General features: G+C 60.1%; 13 protein-coding genes and 1 tRNA gene. 4 read left to right on the top strand and 10 right to left on the bottom strand.

Features of this window, described 5'->3' with window-relative positions:
* Positions 1–101: 101 nt before the first annotated feature.
* Positions 102–995 carry a Slam-dependent surface lipoprotein gene (locus ACO54Z_RS00920; RefSeq protein WP_485995326.1) on the top strand — a complete coding sequence of 298 codons (894 nt, stop codon included), beginning with the start codon at positions 102–104 and terminating at the stop codon, positions 993–995.
* A gap of 147 nt (positions 996–1,142) precedes the next feature.
* Positions 1,143–1,916 carry a transferrin-binding protein-like solute binding protein gene (locus tag ACO54Z_RS00915; protein ID WP_298081460.1) on the top strand — a complete coding sequence of 258 codons (774 nt, stop codon included), beginning with the start codon at positions 1,143–1,145 and terminating at the stop codon, positions 1,914–1,916.
* Between the two features lie 96 nt (positions 1,917–2,012).
* Here ACO54Z_RS00915 and ACO54Z_RS00910 read toward each other — a convergent pair whose 3' ends face one another.
* The 9 genes from ACO54Z_RS00910 to uvrD all read right to left on the bottom strand — a co-directional run bounded on the left by ACO54Z_RS00910 (position 2,013) and on the right by uvrD (position 16,298).
* The gene (locus tag ACO54Z_RS00910) at positions 2,013–2,627 is read right to left on the bottom strand and encodes a superoxide dismutase (protein ID WP_485995325.1); all 615 of its coding nucleotides are present in this window, start codon (positions 2,625–2,627) and stop codon (positions 2,013–2,015) included.
* A 105-nt stretch (positions 2,628–2,732) separates the two neighbouring features.
* Positions 2,733–3,269, bottom strand: a complete 537-nt coding sequence (gene orn / locus ACO54Z_RS00905) for an oligoribonuclease (RefSeq protein ID WP_485995324.1) — start codon at positions 3,267–3,269, stop codon at positions 2,733–2,735.
* Between the two features lie 712 nt (positions 3,270–3,981).
* Positions 3,982–4,176, bottom strand: a complete 195-nt coding sequence (locus ACO54Z_RS00900) for a type II toxin-antitoxin system Phd/YefM family antitoxin (RefSeq protein ID WP_485995323.1) — start codon at positions 4,174–4,176, stop codon at positions 3,982–3,984.
* Positions 4,177–4,394: 218 nt separating this feature from the next.
* A complete protein-coding gene (locus ACO54Z_RS00895; protein WP_485995322.1) occupies positions 4,395–4,775 on the bottom strand; it encodes a hypothetical protein in 381 nt (126 codons plus the stop codon).
* 170 nt (positions 4,776–4,945) lie between these two features.
* A complete protein-coding gene (gene mutS, locus ACO54Z_RS00890) occupies positions 4,946–7,540 on the bottom strand; it encodes a DNA mismatch repair protein MutS (RefSeq protein ID WP_485995321.1) in 2,595 nt (864 codons plus the stop codon).
* 51 nt (positions 7,541–7,591) lie between these two features.
* Positions 7,592–8,050 carry a chorismate--pyruvate lyase family protein gene (locus tag ACO54Z_RS00885; protein ID WP_485995320.1) on the bottom strand — a complete coding sequence of 153 codons (459 nt, stop codon included), beginning with the start codon at positions 8,048–8,050 and terminating at the stop codon, positions 7,592–7,594.
* A complete protein-coding gene (locus tag ACO54Z_RS00880; protein ID WP_485995319.1) occupies positions 8,047–8,874 on the bottom strand; it encodes a DNA ligase in 828 nt (275 codons plus the stop codon). The genes ACO54Z_RS00885 and ACO54Z_RS00880 overlap by 4 nt, the downstream gene beginning before the upstream one ends.
* Positions 8,871–14,126 (bottom strand): RecQ family ATP-dependent DNA helicase, encoded by a 5,256-nt coding sequence (locus ACO54Z_RS00875; protein ID WP_485995318.1) that lies wholly within the window; start codon positions 14,124–14,126, stop codon positions 8,871–8,873. The genes ACO54Z_RS00880 and ACO54Z_RS00875 overlap by 4 nt, the downstream gene beginning before the upstream one ends.
* A gap of 3 nt (positions 14,127–14,129) precedes the next feature.
* A complete protein-coding gene (uvrD, locus tag ACO54Z_RS00870; RefSeq protein ID WP_485995317.1) occupies positions 14,130–16,298 on the bottom strand; it encodes a DNA helicase II in 2,169 nt (722 codons plus the stop codon).
* Between the two features lie 186 nt (positions 16,299–16,484).
* Here uvrD and ACO54Z_RS00865 point away from each other — a divergent pair.
* Together ACO54Z_RS00865 and ACO54Z_RS00860 are read left to right on the top strand one after the other, a co-directional pair.
* A tRNA-Met gene (locus ACO54Z_RS00865) sits at positions 16,485–16,561 on the top strand.
* A 113-nt stretch (positions 16,562–16,674) separates the two neighbouring features.
* The gene (locus ACO54Z_RS00860) at positions 16,675–17,298 is read left to right on the top strand and encodes a YcbK family protein (protein ID WP_298080658.1); all 624 of its coding nucleotides are present in this window, start codon (positions 16,675–16,677) and stop codon (positions 17,296–17,298) included.
* Here the strand turns inward: ACO54Z_RS00860 and ACO54Z_RS00855 are convergent.
* A partial coding sequence (locus ACO54Z_RS00855) for a hypothetical protein (RefSeq protein ID WP_485995316.1) occupies positions 17,292–17,524 on the bottom strand: 233 nt, incomplete at its 5' end. The genes ACO54Z_RS00860 and ACO54Z_RS00855 overlap by 7 nt on opposite strands.

The following is a 17,524-nucleotide window of genomic DNA, read 5'->3' as shown; positions in this document are numbered from 1 at the left end:
GAACGCATTGAACAGACTTTCATGGATTTTCACCGCCCGCCCCGCCATAATGCCGCCGTTGTCGCGCTGCGACGACATCCGCATTCCAATGGAGACATCACATGAAAAAACACGCACTTGGACTGACCATCGCCACCCTGCTGCTCACCGCTTGCGGCGGCAGCGACAGCAACGACAATCCTGCCGTTGATCCGGGCAAGCCGAATAACGGCGGCAACAATCCGCCGACCGCCCCCGGCAAAAACGACAACACCCCGTCTGCGCCGAACGATTCCGGCAAAAACAACGACGGCAGCAGCCAGCTCATCCCGCCGCCGGTTAATCAGGGTGGCCAGCAGAACAAGGACAAAGCCGTCGGGCAGTTCCAGGGCAAGGCATTCGTTGTACCGCTGGGCAAACAGCCGAACGGTCTCGCTGACGCGCAAAGCGTTGGCAGCGACAAGCTCAACGTACTCAACATCAACGGCAAACAACTACCGCTGGAAATCGCCAACATCCGCGCCGGCAATATGCTCCGAATGCAAAACAGCACCGTTGATGGCAAAAGCTACAAACTGTTCGTCGTCAGCGGCACCATCTACCAAAACCAAAAATTCGGCTACATCAACGACGGCAACGAAGACTACATCTTCAGCCAGGGCGCACCGACGGCGAATATGCCGACAGCGGGCGTTGCTAAATACAGCGGCGCCGCAGCCGTTGGTCGTGCCGCCGTCGCTGATACCGCGCTGGCCAACTTCAGCGCCAATTTCGGCGAAAAAACGCTCACCGGCAGCATTACCAAAAACGCCAACGGCCAGATTGACTTTAACCCGATCAACATCGCGGCGGACATCAACGGCAACAGCTTCAGCACCAAGAGCAACACCGCCGTCCGCAGTACCGGCAGCTTCTACGGCGACAACGCCCGCGAACTCGGCGGTATCTTCCAGGACAGCACGCAAACACTCTCCGGCAGCTTTGGCGCAGTGCGCACCAGCACCAGCAGCAACTAAAAGCTGCGTTTGCCACACCAAGGGTCGCCTCGCGACCCTTTTTTCATAACCGTAATCCATCGCGCCATAAAACTTTCATGTTGCAAGCGGGATAATGACGCCGTTGTCGCAGCGCAACGACATTGCCAACTTATCAGGAGACGTCCCGTGAAAAAACAAACCGTTGCATTCGCCATGATTACCGCGTTGTTACTCACCGCCTGTGGTGGTGATGACAAAGACAAAGACCGCCTGCCGTCCGACCCGGACCGCGACACCCACCGCCGCGATGACCGCGATTACGATGCCCGTCGCAGTTACCACGGCGACAGTTACGTCGTCGCCAACAGTCGCAACCGCACCGACAGCCGCGACCTGCAAACGCTGAACAGCAACAACCTCGATACCCTGAACGTTGACGGCAAACGCCTGCCGTCGCGCCAAATCGGCATCGTCACCAGCGGCGTGCCGCACATCAAGGCGCGTAACGGCACGACGGTTAACGGCGTCAGCTACAAAAACTTCCTCGTCAGTGGCCACGGCTACCGTAACAGCCGCTTCGGTTACATTACCCACGGCGGCACCGACTACGTCTTCAGCCAGGGCGCGTTTACCGAAAATATGCCGACCAGCGGCAGCGCCCGCTACGACGGTGAAGCCGTTGTCGGTCGCGACGGCACAGCCGAAGTCGCCAATGCCGATTTCAACGTCAATTTCGGCAACCGTACCGTCAGCGGACGCATCAGCGCCGACCGCGACAGCGACATCCGCTTCGATCCGGTTTACATCGACGCCCGCATTCGCGGCAACCAGTTCTACAGCGACGGCACCGTCAGCAGCAGCGGCCACTTCTACGGTAACAACGCGCGCGAACTGGGCGGCGTTTTCCACGACAGCCGCCAGCAACTGCGCGGCAGCTTCGGCGCCAAACGCGACGACTGAGTCCACCACGACCAAAAAAAGGGCTGCAAATGCAGCCCTTTTTCGTGCCTGCGCCAACAGTGCATAAAAAAACCGCCTTGCGGCGGTTTTCTCGTATCAGGCTTTGGCCTGGCGGTAAAGGTCGGCGACATACGGCCAGTTCACCACGTTCCACCACGCTTCCAGATAATCCGGGCGTTTGTTCTGGTAGTGGAGGTAGTAGGCGTGCTCCCAGACGTCGCAGCCGAGAATCGGCGTGCCCTGCACGGCGGCGGTGTCCATCAGCGGGTTGTCCTGGTTCGGGGTGCTGGTAATCGCCAGTTTGCCGTCCTTGCCGACAATCAGCCATGCCCAGCCGGAGCCGAACTGTTTGATGCCCGCGTCCTTGAAGGCGGTTTTGAAGGCGTCAAAGCTGCCAAAGGCGGCGTTGATGGCGTCCAGCAGCTCGCCTTGCGGCGCGCCGCCGCCGTTCGGGCTCATCACGTTCCAGTAGAGATTGTGGTTGTAGTAGCCGCCGCCGTTGTTGCGCACCGCTGCCGGGTGTTTGCTGATATTCGCGAAGATGGCTTCCAGCGTTTCATTGGCAAGCGGGCTGTCCTTGATGGCAGCGGTGAAGTTGTCGAAATAGGCCTTGTGGTGGCGGCCGTGGTGGATTTCCATCGTGGTTTTGTCGATGACCGGCTCCAGTGCGTCTGCGGGGTAGGGCAGGGGGGCGAAGGTGTAGTTTGTCATGGTGGGGTTCTCCGTGTTTGTGGGGCGGCTATTATTGGCGCGCGCACGCGGGTTTTCAAGTTTTTCTGTTTGTTTTTTGTTTGATGTTTTGTTTTTCTGTTTGGTCTATGCGCGAAATATGGTTTGGCGGTAATGGCGCAGTTCGTTGATGGAGTCCTGGATGTCGGCAAGTGCCTGATGTGTCGTGTTTTTGACGAAGGTGTGCTGCGGGTACCAGCGGCGCACCAGCTCTTTCAGGGTGGAGACGTCAAGGTTGCGGTAGTGAAAGTAGTCTTCCAGTTCGGGCATGAGGCGTGCCATGAAACGGCGGTCCTGACAGATGCTGTTGCCGCAGAGCGGGGATTTTTTCGCCGGGACGTACTGGCGGATGAAGGCGAGGGTCGCCGCTTCTGCCTCTCGGGTGCCGATGGCACTCGCGCGGCAGCGCTCCAGCAGGCCGCTTTTGCCGTGGTGCTGGCGGTTCCAGTCGTCGAGGTTGTCGAGGATTTCTGCGCTCTGGTGGATGGCAATCACCGGGCCTTCGGCGAGGAGGTTGAGCTGCGCGTCGGTGACGAGGGTGGCGATTTCGAGGATGTGGTCGGTTTGCGGGTCGAGGCCGGTCATTTCGAGGTCAATCCAGACGAGGTTGTCGGGGTGTTGCATGGTGGGGTTCCTTGGGTTGGGGGGTAGGTTGGGTTATGGGCTGTTTACAATTGAAAAATCTCCCTCCCCTGCAGGGCGAAGCCCGCAGCGGGGGAGGGCCGGGGAGGGGGTGAGCGATATTATTGATAAGCCGAAATTCCGATTTTTCAATTGATTGTTGCCATCACCCCCAATCGCTCTGTGAGAGAGGGATTGGGGGTAAGGGCTAGGCGCTGTTCACAATTGGCCATAACATGATGACTTCATTCGCAGGTTTGGTTAAGGACTGTTTACCATTCAGCCGTAAACACGCCCAAACCAATGTGGTTGCGTGGCGACGATTTTGTGAGCTACATCATTAGTTTGTAGGGTGTGTGCCGCAGGCACGCACGCGTTTGCCGATGTCAAATTCCCGCGTGCGTGTCGGCTACGCCGCCACACACCCTACGCACGGAACCCGCCCGCTGCGGGTTTCGCCCTGCGGAGGAGGGGGATTTTTCAATTGTAAACAGCCCTTAGGCGCTGTTCACAATTGGCCATAACATGATGATTTCATTAGCAGGTTTGGTTAAAGCCTGTTTACCATTCAGCCGTAAACACGCCCAATCCAATGCGGTTGCGTGGCGACGATTTTGTGAGCTACATCATTAGATTGTAGGGTGTGTGCCGCAGGCACGCACGCGTTTGCCGATGTCAAATTCCCGCGTGCGTGTCGGCTACGCCGCCACACACCCTACGCACGTTCTGCGCGCATACCGACCCGCTCGGCATTGGTTTTGCCGTGCTGGCGCAATTGTTGGTATGACGCATAGCTCATCAGGATGTAGGTGGCTTCGTTCTGGCCGGTAATCAGGACAGGTTCGCGGTCTGCCAGTTGTTTGGCTTTGGCGAGGTTTTTCTGGAGGTCATGGCTGCTGATGGTGTTCATGTGGGTTGCTCCTGCGGGTGTCGGGTTTGTGTTGTTGTGCCGATGGCGGCTATGGCTATGAAACAGCGAGGTATGTGGGAAAACCCCACCCCAGCCCTCCCCCACAGGGGGAGGGGGCGGTTCGGCGGGATTTTCCCGGCTTGCAGTTGTTGTTTCCGCTTTCGTAGGTCGGGCATTTATGCCCGACGTTTTCACGATTTATTTCGTACTGTCCGTTGTTACAGGGATGATAATGCGTTTAGGCCGATAATTATGAATATTATTAAAAGGACGATTATGATGATTCCAATTGGAGATATTTCGCCACCCTTGTTAAAAATAACATAGCCGCAATTGGGGCAAAGATGTTGGCTTATTGCATATCGTCCTTGAGGAAAGAAAAAAGGTGATGCTTTATGGACAGAGGGGATTACTTTGTTATGGCAATTGGGGCATTCCACCGTATTCATATTGGGGAGGGAAGTTTCTGCCACTTTGTATTTTTGTTCCTGTTTTTCTTGTGCCAGTTCGGCATCGAGAAATTCGCCGCAATAGCGGCATTTTTTTGCTTCCGCGAGGATTTCTTCGGCGCAGTAGGGGCATTTCTTGTATTCCGGCATGGTGGACTCCTTTTGTTATGTTGGTTGGAGTGGTGCAGCGGTTGGATGGTCGCCGGGTTGTGCTGCGGGCAACCGGGACGGGGTGATGGTCGTAGGGCGGTTAGCACGCAGTGCGTAACCGCCCGTTTTGATGTTGGCGGGCGGTTACGCTCGTTCCTCGCTAACCGCCCCTACTTTTTCGGGTTTTGTAGTTGCTGTTTCCAGCGGTAGATGAGTTCGTGGGCGGCGCGCGGGGTGAGTTCGTCCGGGTTGGTGAGTTTGATTTCTTCGGCGAGCGCTTGCAGTTTGGGGTCGGGGGCGGCGGGTTGTGGCGCGGGTGGCTCCAGCGGCAGCAGTTCGTTTTGTTTGAGGCGCGGGCTGCCGTGGTCGCGCCGGGTTTCGAGTTGGCGCAGTTTGGCGGTGGCGGCGTGGATGGTGTCCAGCGGCACGCCCGCAAGCCGCGCCACTTGCAGGCCGTAGCTTTTGCTCGCCGCGCCTTCTTCGACGTGGTGCATGAAGATGATGTTGTCGTGGTGCTCTACCGCCGCGAGATGAACGTTTTTGATGTTTTTGTGGGTCTCGGCGAGTTCGGTCAGCTCGAAGTAGTGGGTGGCAAACAGGGTCAGCGCGTGGTTTTGGCTGGCGAGGCGTTCGGCGGCCGCCCAGGCGAGCGACAGGCCGTCGTAGGTGCCGGTGCCGCGTCCGACTTCGTCCATGATGACCAGGCTGTGCGCATCGGCGTTGTTGAGGATGTTCGCAGTTTCGGTCATTTCCACCATGAAGGTGGAACGGCCACCGGCGAGGTCGTCGCTGGCGCCGATGCGGGTGTAGATGCGGTGCAGGTCGCCGATGCGCGCGCTTTTTGCCGGGACGTAGCTGCCCGCGCAGGCGAGGATGAGGATGAGTGCTGCCTGGCGCATATAGGTGCTTTTGCCGCCCATGTTGGGGCCGGTGATGATGTGCAGTTGGCGGCGTTTGTTGAGTTCAAGGTCGTTGGCGATGAAGGGCTCGTCCAGGTGTTGTTCGACCACGGGGTGGCGGCCTTGTTCGATGTGCAGCAGGGGTTCGGCGTGTAGGGTCGGGCGCTGGTAGTGGTTTTTGTCGGCAAGGTGGGCGTAGGCGGCGAGGGTATCGGTTTCTGCCAGCGCGCGGGCGCAGCGGTAGAGGGCGTCGCGGTGCTGGTCAAGCGCGGCAAGGAGGGCGTCGTAGTGTTGTTTTTCGAGTGCCAAAGCCTGGTCGCGCGCGTTCAGTACTTGGTCTTCGAGGGTTTTGAGTTCGTCGGTGATGTAGCGTTCGCTGTTTTTCAGGGTTTGCCGGCGTATCCAGTGCGCAGGCGCTTGTTCGCTTTGGCTGCGCGGGATTTCGATGTAGTAGCCGTGGATGTTGTTGTAGCCCATTTTGAGGTTGTTGAGGCCGCTTTTTTGTTTTTCGGCGGTCTCCAGCTCGGCGAGGATGCTGTGGCTGTCGTGCGCAAGTTGGTTGAGGCGGTCGAGTTCGGCGTCGTAGCCGGGGGCGATGATACCGCCGTCTTTGGTGGTGAGCGGCGGGCTTTCGACCAGCGCGCGCGTCAGGTGTTCGGCGACGGGGGCAAGGGCGAGTAATGCCGGGTGATGCGCGGCGAGCAGGGCGGATTTTTGTGCGGCGGCGGCAAGCAGCGCGGCGATGTCGGGGCAGCGGTTCAGGGTGTCGCGCAGTTGCGCCAGTTCGCGCGGGCGGGCGCTGCCGAGGGCGATGCGGGTGGTGATGCGCTCGATGTCGGCGCTGTGGCGCAGTGATTCGCGCAGGGCGTCGCGCTCATTGCTGGCAAGCAGGGCGGCGACGGCGTCGTGGCGGGTGGCAATCGCGTCGTGGTCGCGCAGCGGGCGGTTTATCCAGCGTTTGAGGTTGCGGCTGCCCGCCGGGGTTTGGCAGTGGTTGATGCTGCCGATGAGGCTGCGTTTGGCGTCGCCGCCGAGGGTGTATTCGAGTTCGAGGTTGCGGCGGCTGGCGGCGTCGATGGTGAGGCTGTCGTCGCGGTTTTCGCGCTGCGGCGGCGCAAGCGGCGGCAGGGTTTGTTTGTGGGTGTCGTAGAGGTATTGCAAGAGGCAGCCGGCGGGGCGGATGGCGGGGTCGTCGTCGGCGATGCCGTAGCCGTTCAGGGTTTTCGTCTGGTAGTGCTGGAGGAGGAGGTTCAGGGCGCTGTCGGCGTCGAAGTACCAGTCGGGCTGGCGGCGCGGGCGTTTGTTGCTACCGAGGTCGGGCAGGCGGGCGCTGTCCGGGATGAGGATTTCCGCCGGGCGCAGGCGCTCGATTTCGCTTTTGAGCGCGTCCAGGGTCAGGGTTTCGCTGAGGTGGTAGCGCGCGCTGCTGATGTCCGCCCAGGCGAGGTGGTAGTGCTCACCAGTTGGCGCGAGGCAGAGGAGGATGTTGTCGCTCGCTTCATCGAGCAAGGCTTCGTCGGTGAGGGTGCCGGGGGTGATGATGCGGGTGACGGCGCGCTCAACCGGGCCTTTGGCGAGCGCCGGGTCGCCGATTTGTTCGCAGATGACGGCGGTTTGTCCTTGTTTGACGAGTTTGGCGATGTAGTTGTCGATGGCGTGTACGGGTACGCCCGCCATCGGGATAGGTTTGCCCGCGCTTTGGCCGCGCGTGGTAACGCTGATGCCGAGCAGTTCGCCGCCGCGCCGCGCGTCGTCAAAGAAGAGTTCGTAGAAGTCGCCCATGCGGTAGAAGACGAGGGTGTCCGGGTAGTCTTTTTTGATGCCGAGGTATTGTTGCATCATCGGGGTGTGCGCGGCGTGGTTCATGGTGTGTCGGGGCGATGGGGTAGGGCGGGAAGTGTAGCGGATTTGGCGGGTTCACGGCCAGGGAAAGGCGGCGAGGAAGAGTTCGGCGATGTGCAGCGGTTCGCCGTGAACCAGCAGCGTGGTTTTGCGTGCGTAAAGGCCTGTCGCCGGGTCGTGCCGCCAGTGTAGGCTGACGCGCTGCGGGTGTTGTGTGTAGAGCCAGTCGCCGATGGGGCGCGCGCCTGCGGTTTGTAGCGGGCGGGCGACGTGGCTGTCGCGCGGGATGCGGGTTTCGGCGTACAGCCAGCGGCTGCGGTTCACGGCAAGCCAGACGTCGCGCTGCCAGGCGGGCGGGTCGTCGTCGTTCCAGCTTTCTTTTTCGATGTGGACGGTGAGGGTGCCGTGCTGGCGCAGGCGGGCGGTGAGTGAGCCGCGGTGCAGCAGCCAGTCGCGCACGGCGGGCGGTGGCAAGGCGCTTTCGGGGCGCCAGTCGGGAGCGGCAAGGATGGCGTGGCAGGTGGCGGGGGTCATGGTGCGGGCGGGGTGTCGCTGCGCGGGCGCAGGTAGGTGGCGAAGCGCGGCGTGCCTTTGCGGGTAAAGCCGCGGTAGCGGTAGGTGATGGTGCTGCCGATGGCGGGCGGGTGGGCGCGTTCGGCGTTGGTAAAGCCGGAGCCGATGCGGAAGCGGCCATGTTCGTTTTCGCAGGTGATGGCGCCGAGGCGGCCCGCGTGTTTGTCTTTGCCGGGGTGGTGGGCGACGACGGTGCATTCGGCGTCCGGCGCGCTTTTGACTTTGAGCAGGTACGGGCTGCGGCCGCCGTGGTAGGGCCGGTTCGGCTCGCGCAGCATCAGTCCTTCGCCGCCCTGTTGTTCGATGGTTTTCAGCGTGCTGGTGATGTGTTCGCGGTTTTTGACCGGGGTTTGCGCGATGAGGCGGATGCGCGCCTGCGGGTGTTCGCGCAGCCAGGTTTCAAGGGTGGCGAGGCGCTGGTACAGGTCGCCCGTGGCTTGCGGGACGTCGAAGACGTGCAGGTTGATGCCGCGCCAGTCGCCGTCCACGGCGCGCACGGCGGCGGAGGTGGCTTCAAACTGGCCGCGGCCGCGATAGAGTTCGCCGTCCAGCGGCCACGGCGGGTAGTCGGCGAGGAATCCGGCGGGCGGGCGGAAGGGGTAGCCGGCACGGCTGAGGAGTTGCTGGCCGTCCCAGTAAGCGCGCACGCCGTCGAGTTTTTCGCTCATTGCCCAGCCGCGGACGTCCTGCCCCTGCCAGTTTTCGGCAAGGATGAGGTCGGGTGCGGCGAGGGCAGGGTGGAGAAGGAGGAGCGCGAGGAGGAGGGGGAGGGCGGCGGTTTTCATGTGGTGGGTTGGTGGCGGGGGTGTTGCGGGGTACCGGGGATGATGAGTTGCGGCACGACGACGGTCCATTTTTCGATTTTGTCGGGATAGCGGTAAAGGTATTGTTCGCTTTCTTCGGTTTTGTAGCGAACCACCAGTTCTGCCACGACGGCCTGTAATTCGCCTGGTGGCATGGTTTTTTTGGCGCTTTTTGAGGTGCGCGCCACGACGATGTCGTTATGGAGAAATTCCAGGATGCCATGATTGTCGCGGACTTGTAATGGCATTCCTACGTCAAGGCAGGCAATTGTCCGTAATTTTTCGTGGATATTTTTTAGTTGTGGTGTATTTTGACTATTCTTTTTTATATATTCATCCCATGCGGAAAAACCAAGATCTATTTCTTCCAGAGTCAAAGTTCTGTATTCGGTGTGCAGGGTTATGTCTTCGGCAAAGTGTTGTTCTGTTTTGTCTGTGTTTTCTTCGGGCAAGGCGGCAATGTAAGGATGCTGCGGGCAGGCCTGTATCAGGGTGAGTGTTTCTATGGCGCGGGTCATGCCGGCGTAGTAGAGGCGGCATTCTTCCGCGTTGTTTGTCCAGCCGCTGTCCGGCAGGAAGACGTGTTTGAATTCAAGGCCTTTGGCGGAATGGATGGTGCCGAGGTATATGCCGCTGCTGCGCAGTTTTTTGAGCTCGATCAGGTAGTCATCCAGCCATTTTTTCAGGTAATCGGGTTGGTACTGTGCCGGGCTGTTATCTTCTGTTGTGTCATGGCTCAGGTATTCGCCGTGTTCATCGCAGAAATCCTGAAACAGGGTATTGAGGTATTCGCGCCAGCGGGAATCTGTTTGTTGTTGTTCCAGCAGTGTTTTGATGTCCCGTGCGGCAAGTGGTTCTTTGCAGGCGATAATGGCTTCTTTCAGCCGTACGATTTGTCGCAGTTTGTGCAGGGCGGTTTGGCTGTTTTTGTAGCAACTGACGGAATAGGGGATTTTTTGGTTCTCGCATAATGTCTGCAAGGTTTTTAGCTGATCATTGTTTCGTACCAGTATGGCAATATTCTTCCATTCGATGGCAGGGTCTTTTTCCCGCAGGCGCTGGATTTCTGCCCAGATGGCTTGTGTTTGCCGGTTATGGTTGCTGCCATCGGGCAGGCGGATGATGCGCACTTTGCCTTGCCGTTCCGGGTCTTTTTCGCGCCAGTCGCCGCCGGGCGGGTCGTCCCGGCGTTCGTCGTTGATGGTGATGGGCTGGTTTTGTTTCAGGCGGTCGGGGAGGGTGGCGATGACGGCGTTGGCGGCGGCGATGATGTGCGCGCTGCTGCGGTAGTTTTGGGTGAGGTAGTCGGGGCGAGCGACGTGATAGTCGTTGCAGAAGCGCTCGATCCAGGTATTGCTGCTGCTGCCGTTCCAGCTGTAGATGTTTTGGTCGTCGTCGCCAACGGCAAGCAGGGTGAGTTTGTCGTTGTCGTCCTGGCGGCTGCGCCCGGCGAGGGCGCTGACGAGGTTGTAGTGGGTTTCGCTGATGTCCTGGTATTCGTCCACGAGGATGTGGCGGAAACCGGCGAGGAGTTTGTCGCGGGTGTCGTCCATGCCGGTTTCGGTGTCGTTGTCGCTGTTGTTGAGCATTGCGGTCGCTTCTTCGCACCATTGTTGGAATTGCGCTTTGGGCACGTCTTCTTTGCCGGTGATGCGGACGCCGAGCAGGCGCATCGCCATGCCGTCGTAGGTGAGGACAGTGATGGCGGCGGCGATGCCACCGATGAGGTCGTACAGTCTTTTTTTGATTTCGCGCGCGGCGTGGCGGTTGTAGGCGAGGACGATGATGCCCGCCGGGTCGCTGTGTCGCGCTCGCACCAGCCAGGCGACGCGATGGACGATGACACGGGTTTTGCCGGAGCCGGGGCCGGCGAGGATGAGGTGGTTGTGGTCGCTTTTGTCGGTGACGATGGCGTGCTGGACGGGGTTGAGTGCGCCGGTGATTTTTTTCAGGGTGGCGGGGGAGATGTCTTCTTTGAGTTCGGCTTCCCGCCCTTTGAACCATTTGTTGTAGAAGTCGCTTTCTTTGTCGTGGAAGTAGTCTTTGACGAGTTCGAGGCCGAGGGTGATTTTTTCGAGTGCTTTGACCGCGTATTCGCGCATGGCGTGGATTTGCAGGCGTTTGCTGATGTAGTAGCGCGCCAGCTGGGTAAAGTCGTTTTTGAGGTAATCCTTGTGCAGGTTGGTTTCGTTGAGGTGGATGGTCATCGCGTGGCGCAGGATGGTCATGCCGTGGTTCAAGCGGATGACGTCCTGTTTGTGCAGGTAGAGTAATGCCTGGTTGAGTAGTGCTTCGCGTTTTTCGGCAGGGATGGCGGCGGTGTTTTGGTTTTTGTTGAATTGTTCGAGGAGTTCGCCGTAGCTGGTTTCGGCCAGGGCGTCTTTGCTGCGCACTTTCCCGGCTTTCTGGATCAGGTATGGCACGATGTGGGTGCAGAGGGTGCACCGCAGTTCGCTGCGGGTGATGAGGTCGTCCCAGTCGTCTTTCGGGTTTTTGAAGCGCAGTTGTAGCAGGTCGTTGCCCATGTCGCGCAGGTCGAGGCTGCCGCCGGAGTGGTTGATGGCGTCTTTGTCCGCAGCGAGGCTGAACAGCAGTTTTTTCAGGTCGGCCGGGACGGGGGCGTCGGTTTTCCCTGTTTTGTTGTGTTCGTGGTCATCGCCGTCCAGGGTGTCTTTGAGTTGTTGGCATAGTGGCGACAGCGGCAGCCGTTGCCATTCGCCGAGGGCGGCGTCCGGGACGAGTTCTTGCAGTTTTTGCCAGAGTGCCTGTTCGCGCCGCAGCAGGCGTTCGAGGCGCACGCCGGCGTGGTCGCTGATGCCGACGCGCAGGATGACGGTGATGCGGGTGTCGTTGGTGAGGATGTCCAGTGCTTCAAGCGCCTTGAGGATGCCGTGGATTTCGGTGTAGGTGGCGCCGGTTTGTTTGATGAGTTCGTCGGTGCCAAGGGGTTTGTCGTCTTCGGCGCGATAGACGATTTCGGCGACGGTGCTGTAGAGGTCCTGTTTGCGCTGTGACAGGCCGCTGTCGTGCCGGATTTTGGCGAGTGCCTGTTCCAGCGTCAGTTTGCCGGAGCGCGAGGGGTAGATGCGGGTCTGGTTTTCGCTGCGCGCCAGCAGTTCGGCGCGCTCCAGCCAGGCGAGTGCGGTTTTGGTTTTGGTGTCCGCCGCGCGGTCGTCGTCATCGAAGCTCATGTAGCCGCTGCTGCCGCGCAGGAGTTCGCCGCTGGTGACGATGAGGTTGTGTCCGTCGCGGTGGCTGTTGTCCATGTTGCGCAGTTTTTTCCAGATGTGTTGCAGGTCGCGCCGCTCCAGCTGGTTGTGTTTGTTGAGGGTGAACTGGGTGTCAATGTCGTGCGGGTCGTAGAGGAGGATGCAGTGGGCGTGCTGCTGGTCGCGTCCGGCGCGTCCCGCCTCTTGCTGGTAGTTTTCGAGTGAGCCGGGGATTTCGGCGTGGATGACCGCGCGCACGTCTTTTTTGTCCACGCCCATGCCGAAGGCGTTGGTGGCGACGATGACGCGCAGCTCGCCGTCGATAAAGCGCTGCTGGATGTCGGCTTTTTCGTTGGCGCCCAGTCCGGCGTGGTAGTGCGCGCACGCCCAGTTTTGTTGTTTGAGGTATTCGCTGATGGTTTCGGCGCTTTTGCGGCGGGCGACGAAGACGACGGCGCCGCCGTCCTGGTGGCCGAGTTCGCGTTGCAGCAATTCGTGGATGCGGTGTTTTTTTTCGCCGTGGGCGGTTTGCAGGACTTCGTAGGCGAGGTTGTCGCGTTCGTGACCGCCGAGAAATTCGTGGAAGGTGATGCCGAGGGTCTCGGCGAAGTGGGTGCGGATTTCGTCCAGTACGTCCGGTTTGGCAGTGGCGGTGAAGCAGCTGATGGCGGGCAGGTTGCCGCTGTGGTGTTCTTTGATGTATTTGGCGGCGTAGCGGTAGTCGGGGCGGAAGTCGTGTCCCCATTTGGAGAGGCAGTGTGCTTCGTCGAAGACGAATCCGTTGATTTGCCGCTGTTTGATGGCGGTGAGGAAGCTGGTGTTGCGGAATTGTTCCGGGGCAACGAAGAGGATGCCGATGTCGCCCAGGGCGACACGGTCGAGGATGTCGGCGCGTTCGGTGATGCTGCGCATACCGTTCAGGGTATCGACGCCGCTGATGCCGTGGTCTTGCAGGTTTGTGACCTGGTCCATCATCAGCGATTGCAGCGGGCAGATGACGATGGTGAGGCCGCCGTTGCGGTGGTAGCGGTTGAGGGCGGGCAGCTGGAAGCAGATGGATTTGCCGCCGCCGGTCGCGAGGACGGTCAGCACGTTTTCGCCCGCCATGCCCGCGCGGACGATGGCTTCTTGTCCGCCTTCGATGTGTTCGATGGCGCGGAAGCGGTCGAAGCCAAAGTAGCGTTTGAGCTGGTGGCGCGGGTTGTGGGTGGTTTGGCAGTAGTGGCAGGCGGGGTCGCCGCAGTCGTGGTTGCGTAATGCGTCAATGTATTGGGCGCTCGCGGGAAATTGCTGCCGCACCCACGGCGCAAGGACGGAGTTGCCGCCGGAGACTTTCAGCCAGGAGAAGGTGTAGGCGAGCGGGATGTGGGTGCTGTTGTCCGGCAGGGTTTGTTGGAGCAGGGCGGTGAGCTGCATCTGGCAGACGCGCAGGCCGTCTTCGTCTTGCAGCAGGCGGGTAATGGCATCGGGCAGGTCGGCAGGCGGCAGGGCGTGCGCTTTGGCGAGTTGCAGGGTGCCGTTTTCGTGGTACGGCAGGGTGCCGAAGAGTTGGCGGTAGAGGGCAAAGGTTTCGGGGGCTTCTTGTCGCAGTTTGCTGAAGGCGGCGCTTTGGTCGTGAAAGAGCCTCAGGCAGGCTTCGCAGTCTGCCAGTGGTGAGTTTTTGCCCGTGCGGACGATTTTGTAGTCCTTGAGCAGGCGGTGATAGGGGTTTTGCGGGAATGCCAGCGGCGAGAGGCGCAGGGTGTCAATGACGGGCAGGTCATGCAGCGGCGAGGCGGGCGCGTATTGGTGCAACACGGGCAGGTCGTGCGCGAGGATGTTGTGCCCCATCAGGTATTGCGCGCCCGCGGCGAGGGCTTCCAGCGCGGCGATGGCGGTGGTGCGGGCGGTGTCGTCGTGCAGGATGGGGCTTTCGTAACGCGCGCCGTTGTCGCTGCGCAGCGCGCCGATTTGCAGCAGTGCGCCGCTGTCGCGGTCGGTTTCGAGATCGAAGATGAGGATGGCGGGGGACGTCGTGTCGTGCATGGTTCAGATTTTTTCCAGTTTGGCATAGGCCAGTACCAGCCATTTTTCGCCCGCGTCGCGGAAGTTGATGAGGGCGCGCAGGTGTTCGCCGTTGCCTTCGAGTGCCATCACGCAGCCTTCGCCGAATTTGCGGTGGCGGACGCTGTCGCCGAGGTTGTAGGGCAGGGCAGGGCTGTTAGCGCTGACGGCGGGGGTTTTGTGCCGCATTTTGTTGATGCCGTTATAGACCATCGGCCGCACAGCTTCGGTGAGCTCTTCCGGGATTTCGTGGATGAAGCGCGAGGGTTGCGGGTAGTTTTCTTGTCCCTGGAAGCGGCGGCGTTCGGCGAAGCAGAGGGTGAGTTCGCGTTCGGCACGGGTCATGCCGACGTAGGCGAGGCGCCGCTCTTCTTCGAGTTTGTCCGGGCTTTCGATAGCGCGTTGCGTCGGGAACAGGCCTTCTTCCATGCCGACGATATAGACGTTCGGAAATTCCAGGCCTTTGGCGCTGTGCAGGGTCATGAGCTGGATGCTGTCGCTACCTTCTTCGGCCTGGCCGTCGCCCGCGTCCAAGGCGGCATCGGCGAGGAAGTCCATGATGCGGTCGCTCGCCGGATCGGTGCTGAGGTCGATGTAGCTGCCGGCGTTGATGAGTTCGTCCAGGTTTTCGCGCCGCGCTTCGGCCTGTTCGCTGCCTTCTGTTTCGAGGGCGGCGTAGAGCCCCGTGTCGTGGACGACGGTTTCCAGCGCTTTTTTCAGCGAGGGTTCGGTGGCGAGTTTGGCGGCGATTTGTTCGATGAGCAGGGTAAATTCGCGCAGGGCGTTGCGCGCGCGGACGCTGAAGTGACGGGCGATTTGTGCGTCGTCGGTGAGGACGTGCCACAGCGGCACGCCCGCCTGTTGCGCGAGTTGGCGCAGGTCGGTCAGGGTTTTTTGGCCGATGCCGCGCGGCGGGGTGTTGATGATGCGCTCCACCGCGCCGTCGTCGTCGCGGTAGCGGACGAGGCGGAGGTAGGCGAGCGCGTCCTTGATTTCGGCGCGTTCAAAGAAGCGCAGGCCGCCATAGACGCGGTAGGGCAGGCGGTGTTGCAGCAGCATTTCTTCAAAGACGCGCGACTGGGCGTTGGAACGGTAGAGGATGGCGCTTTCGCTGTAGCGGCCACCGTCCGCGTGCCAGCGCTGGATTTGTTCGCAGATGTAGCGCGCTTCGTCCATTTCGTTGATGGCGGGGTAGATGCGCACCGCCGCGCCGCGGGCGCCGTCGCTCCACAGGGTTTTGCCGAGGCGGTTCTGGTTTTGCGCGATGACGGCGTTGGCGGCGTCAAGGATGGTTTGCGTCGAGCGGTAGTTTTGTTCGAGGCGGATGGTGGCGAGCGCCGGGAAGTCGCGTTCGAGTTGCAGGATGTTTTCCACGCGCGCGCCGCGCCAGCCGTAGATGGACTGGTCATCGTCACCAACAACGAACAGTTGCGCCCCGCCCGCGCAAAGCTGCTGCACCAGGCGGTATTGCAGCGCGTTGGTGTCCTGAAATTCGTCCACCAGCACGCTGTGGAAGCGCTGCTGGTAGTGTTGCAGCACGTCGGGGTGGTGGGTGAAGAGTTCGACGGTGAGCAGGAGCAGTTCAGCGAAGTCCATCGTGCCCTGCTGGCGGCAGAGTTTTTCGTAGTCGTGGTAGAACTCGCGCACGGCAAGCTCGCCCGGATGCGGCGTCGGCGGCACGGCTTCGGCGCGCAGGCCTTCTTCTTTGTAAGCATTGATTTGCCAGACCATGTTTTTCGGCTTCATCACCGCTTCGTCCCACTGCCGCGCGCGCATCATCCGCTTCACCAGCCGCAGCTGGTCGTCGCTGTCCATGATGATGAACTGCTCCGGCCACTGCATCAGCGGCGCGTGGCGGCGCAGGATGCGGTGGCAGATGCCGTGAAAGGTACCCATCCACAATTGCCCCATTGGCCGCTGCAACGCCGCTTCCAGCCGTTGCCGCATTTCGCGCGCCGCCTTGTTGGTGAAGGTCAGCGCGAGCAGGCCGTAGGGCGAGACGCCATCGACCGCCATCAGCCATTGCATCCGCTGCACCAGCACGCGCGTCTTGCCGCTGCCCGCCCCGGCAATCACCCGCAAGGCGCGCGCCGGATGGGTGACGGCTTCGCGCTGGCGTTCATTTAATCCCGCAAGGATTTCGCTGACATCCACAATGGTTCTCCGCTCATAAAAAAGGCGCGCATTATAACGCGGCGGTAATTTTGCCGCGCCGCTGTGGTAATGTTGCAACCCGATTGTCGCAATAGAACAACAATTCGCGCGCGCCATAAATTTATTCCGCGATTTGCTTGACAGTAATACATGGCGTCGGCATAATCGCGCGCCTCAAATTCCCGTGGCTACGTAGCTCAGTTGGTTAGAGCACATCACTCATAATGATGGGGTCCCCTGTTCGAGTCAGGGCGTAGCCACCACTATTTCTTTCTCTCCGTCATCAAAGATTTCCGCATTTCGCGTCGCGAAATATTGCATAAAGATTGCAATTCCGTTATATTTCGCACTTCAAACACGAAACCACGGACATTTTATGTTTTTCAAAAAACCTGAATCCGAACGGGCGGTCACGTTTGCCGATTTTGAACATGGCGTTGATTGCCCCTGCTGCACCCGCAACTCCCGTCGCACCTTCATCAAAACCGCTGCGATTGTGACTGCGGGTCTTTTGGCGCCTGTGGACTGGGCGCGCGCCGCCACCCGCCGCGAGCGCATGATCAAAATGTTCAATCCGCACACCGGTGAAAGCATCCGCGCGGTGTTCTGGACACCGGAATACGGCTACATCCAGCCGGCCATGGACGAAATCAGCAACTTCTTCCGCGACTTCCGCCAAAACCAAATCGTCACCGTTGATATCGACCTGCTCAACATCCTGCACTATATGCAAAGCAACGTCGGCAACAGCTCCACCATCGAACTGCATAGCGGCTACCGCTCACCGGCGACCAACTCCATGCTGGCGCGCCGCTCCAAAAACGTCGGCAAACAGAGCTATCACATGAAAGCGCAAGCGGCTGACATCTCCATTCAGGGCTATACCTCGCGCCAACTGCGCGCGATGGCACAACGCCTCAACGCGGGTGGCATCGGTCTGTATCGCGGCTCCAATTTCATTCACGTGGATTCCGGGCCAATTCGTACTTGGTACTACTGATTTTTCAAATGAAAAGCGGGCAGAAGCCCGCTTTTTTTGTTCAGCTTCAGGTGAGCCCCATCAGAAACATCAGCGCAAAAGCAAGCGCCATGCCCAGTGTAAAAAACGGCTAACGCTGCCGTAATGGTCGTGGCTGTCGGGTTGCATGGTGAATTCCTTAGAGCCTGCTCGAAATCTTGGAGAACCGCATTTTTCCGTATGCTTGTGTAGGAAACTGAAAACCGGG

The sequence above is a fragment of the Cardiobacterium sp. genome (genome assembly GCF_057314735.1).
Note: the sequence above shows the minus strand (reverse complement) of the source record. Positions and strands in the feature narration are given on the sequence as shown.

Excerpts from the sequence above, each read along its gene's own strand:
- ACO54Z_RS00910 (WP_485995325.1), bottom strand. The coding sequence starts at position 2,627 with ATGACAAACTACACCTTCGCCCCCCTGCCCTACCCCGCAGACGCACTG.
- ACO54Z_RS00885 (WP_485995320.1), bottom strand. The coding sequence starts at position 8,050 with ATGACCCCCGCCACCTGCCACGCCATCCTTGCCGCTCCCGACTGGCGC.
- orn (WP_485995324.1), bottom strand. The coding sequence starts at position 3,269 with ATGCAACACCCCGACAACCTCGTCTGGATTGACCTCGAAATGACCGGC.
- mutS (WP_485995321.1), bottom strand. The coding sequence starts at position 7,540 with ATGAACCACGCCGCGCACACCCCGATGATGCAACAATACCTCGGCATC.
- ACO54Z_RS00920 (WP_485995326.1), top strand. The coding sequence starts at position 102 with ATGAAAAAACACGCACTTGGACTGACCATCGCCACCCTGCTGCTCACC.
- ACO54Z_RS00895 (WP_485995322.1), bottom strand. The coding sequence starts at position 4,775 with ATGCCGGAATACAAGAAATGCCCCTACTGCGCCGAAGAAATCCTCGCG.
- ACO54Z_RS00875 (WP_485995318.1), bottom strand. The coding sequence starts at position 14,126 with ATGCACGACACGACGTCCCCCGCCATCCTCATCTTCGATCTCGAAACC.
- ACO54Z_RS00880 (WP_485995319.1), bottom strand. The coding sequence starts at position 8,874 with ATGAAAACCGCCGCCCTCCCCCTCCTCCTCGCGCTCCTCCTTCTCCAC.
- ACO54Z_RS00900 (WP_485995323.1), bottom strand. The coding sequence starts at position 4,176 with ATGAACACCATCAGCAGCCATGACCTCCAGAAAAACCTCGCCAAAGCC.
- ACO54Z_RS00860 (WP_298080658.1), top strand. The coding sequence starts at position 16,675 with ATGTTTTTCAAAAAACCTGAATCCGAACGGGCGGTCACGTTTGCCGAT.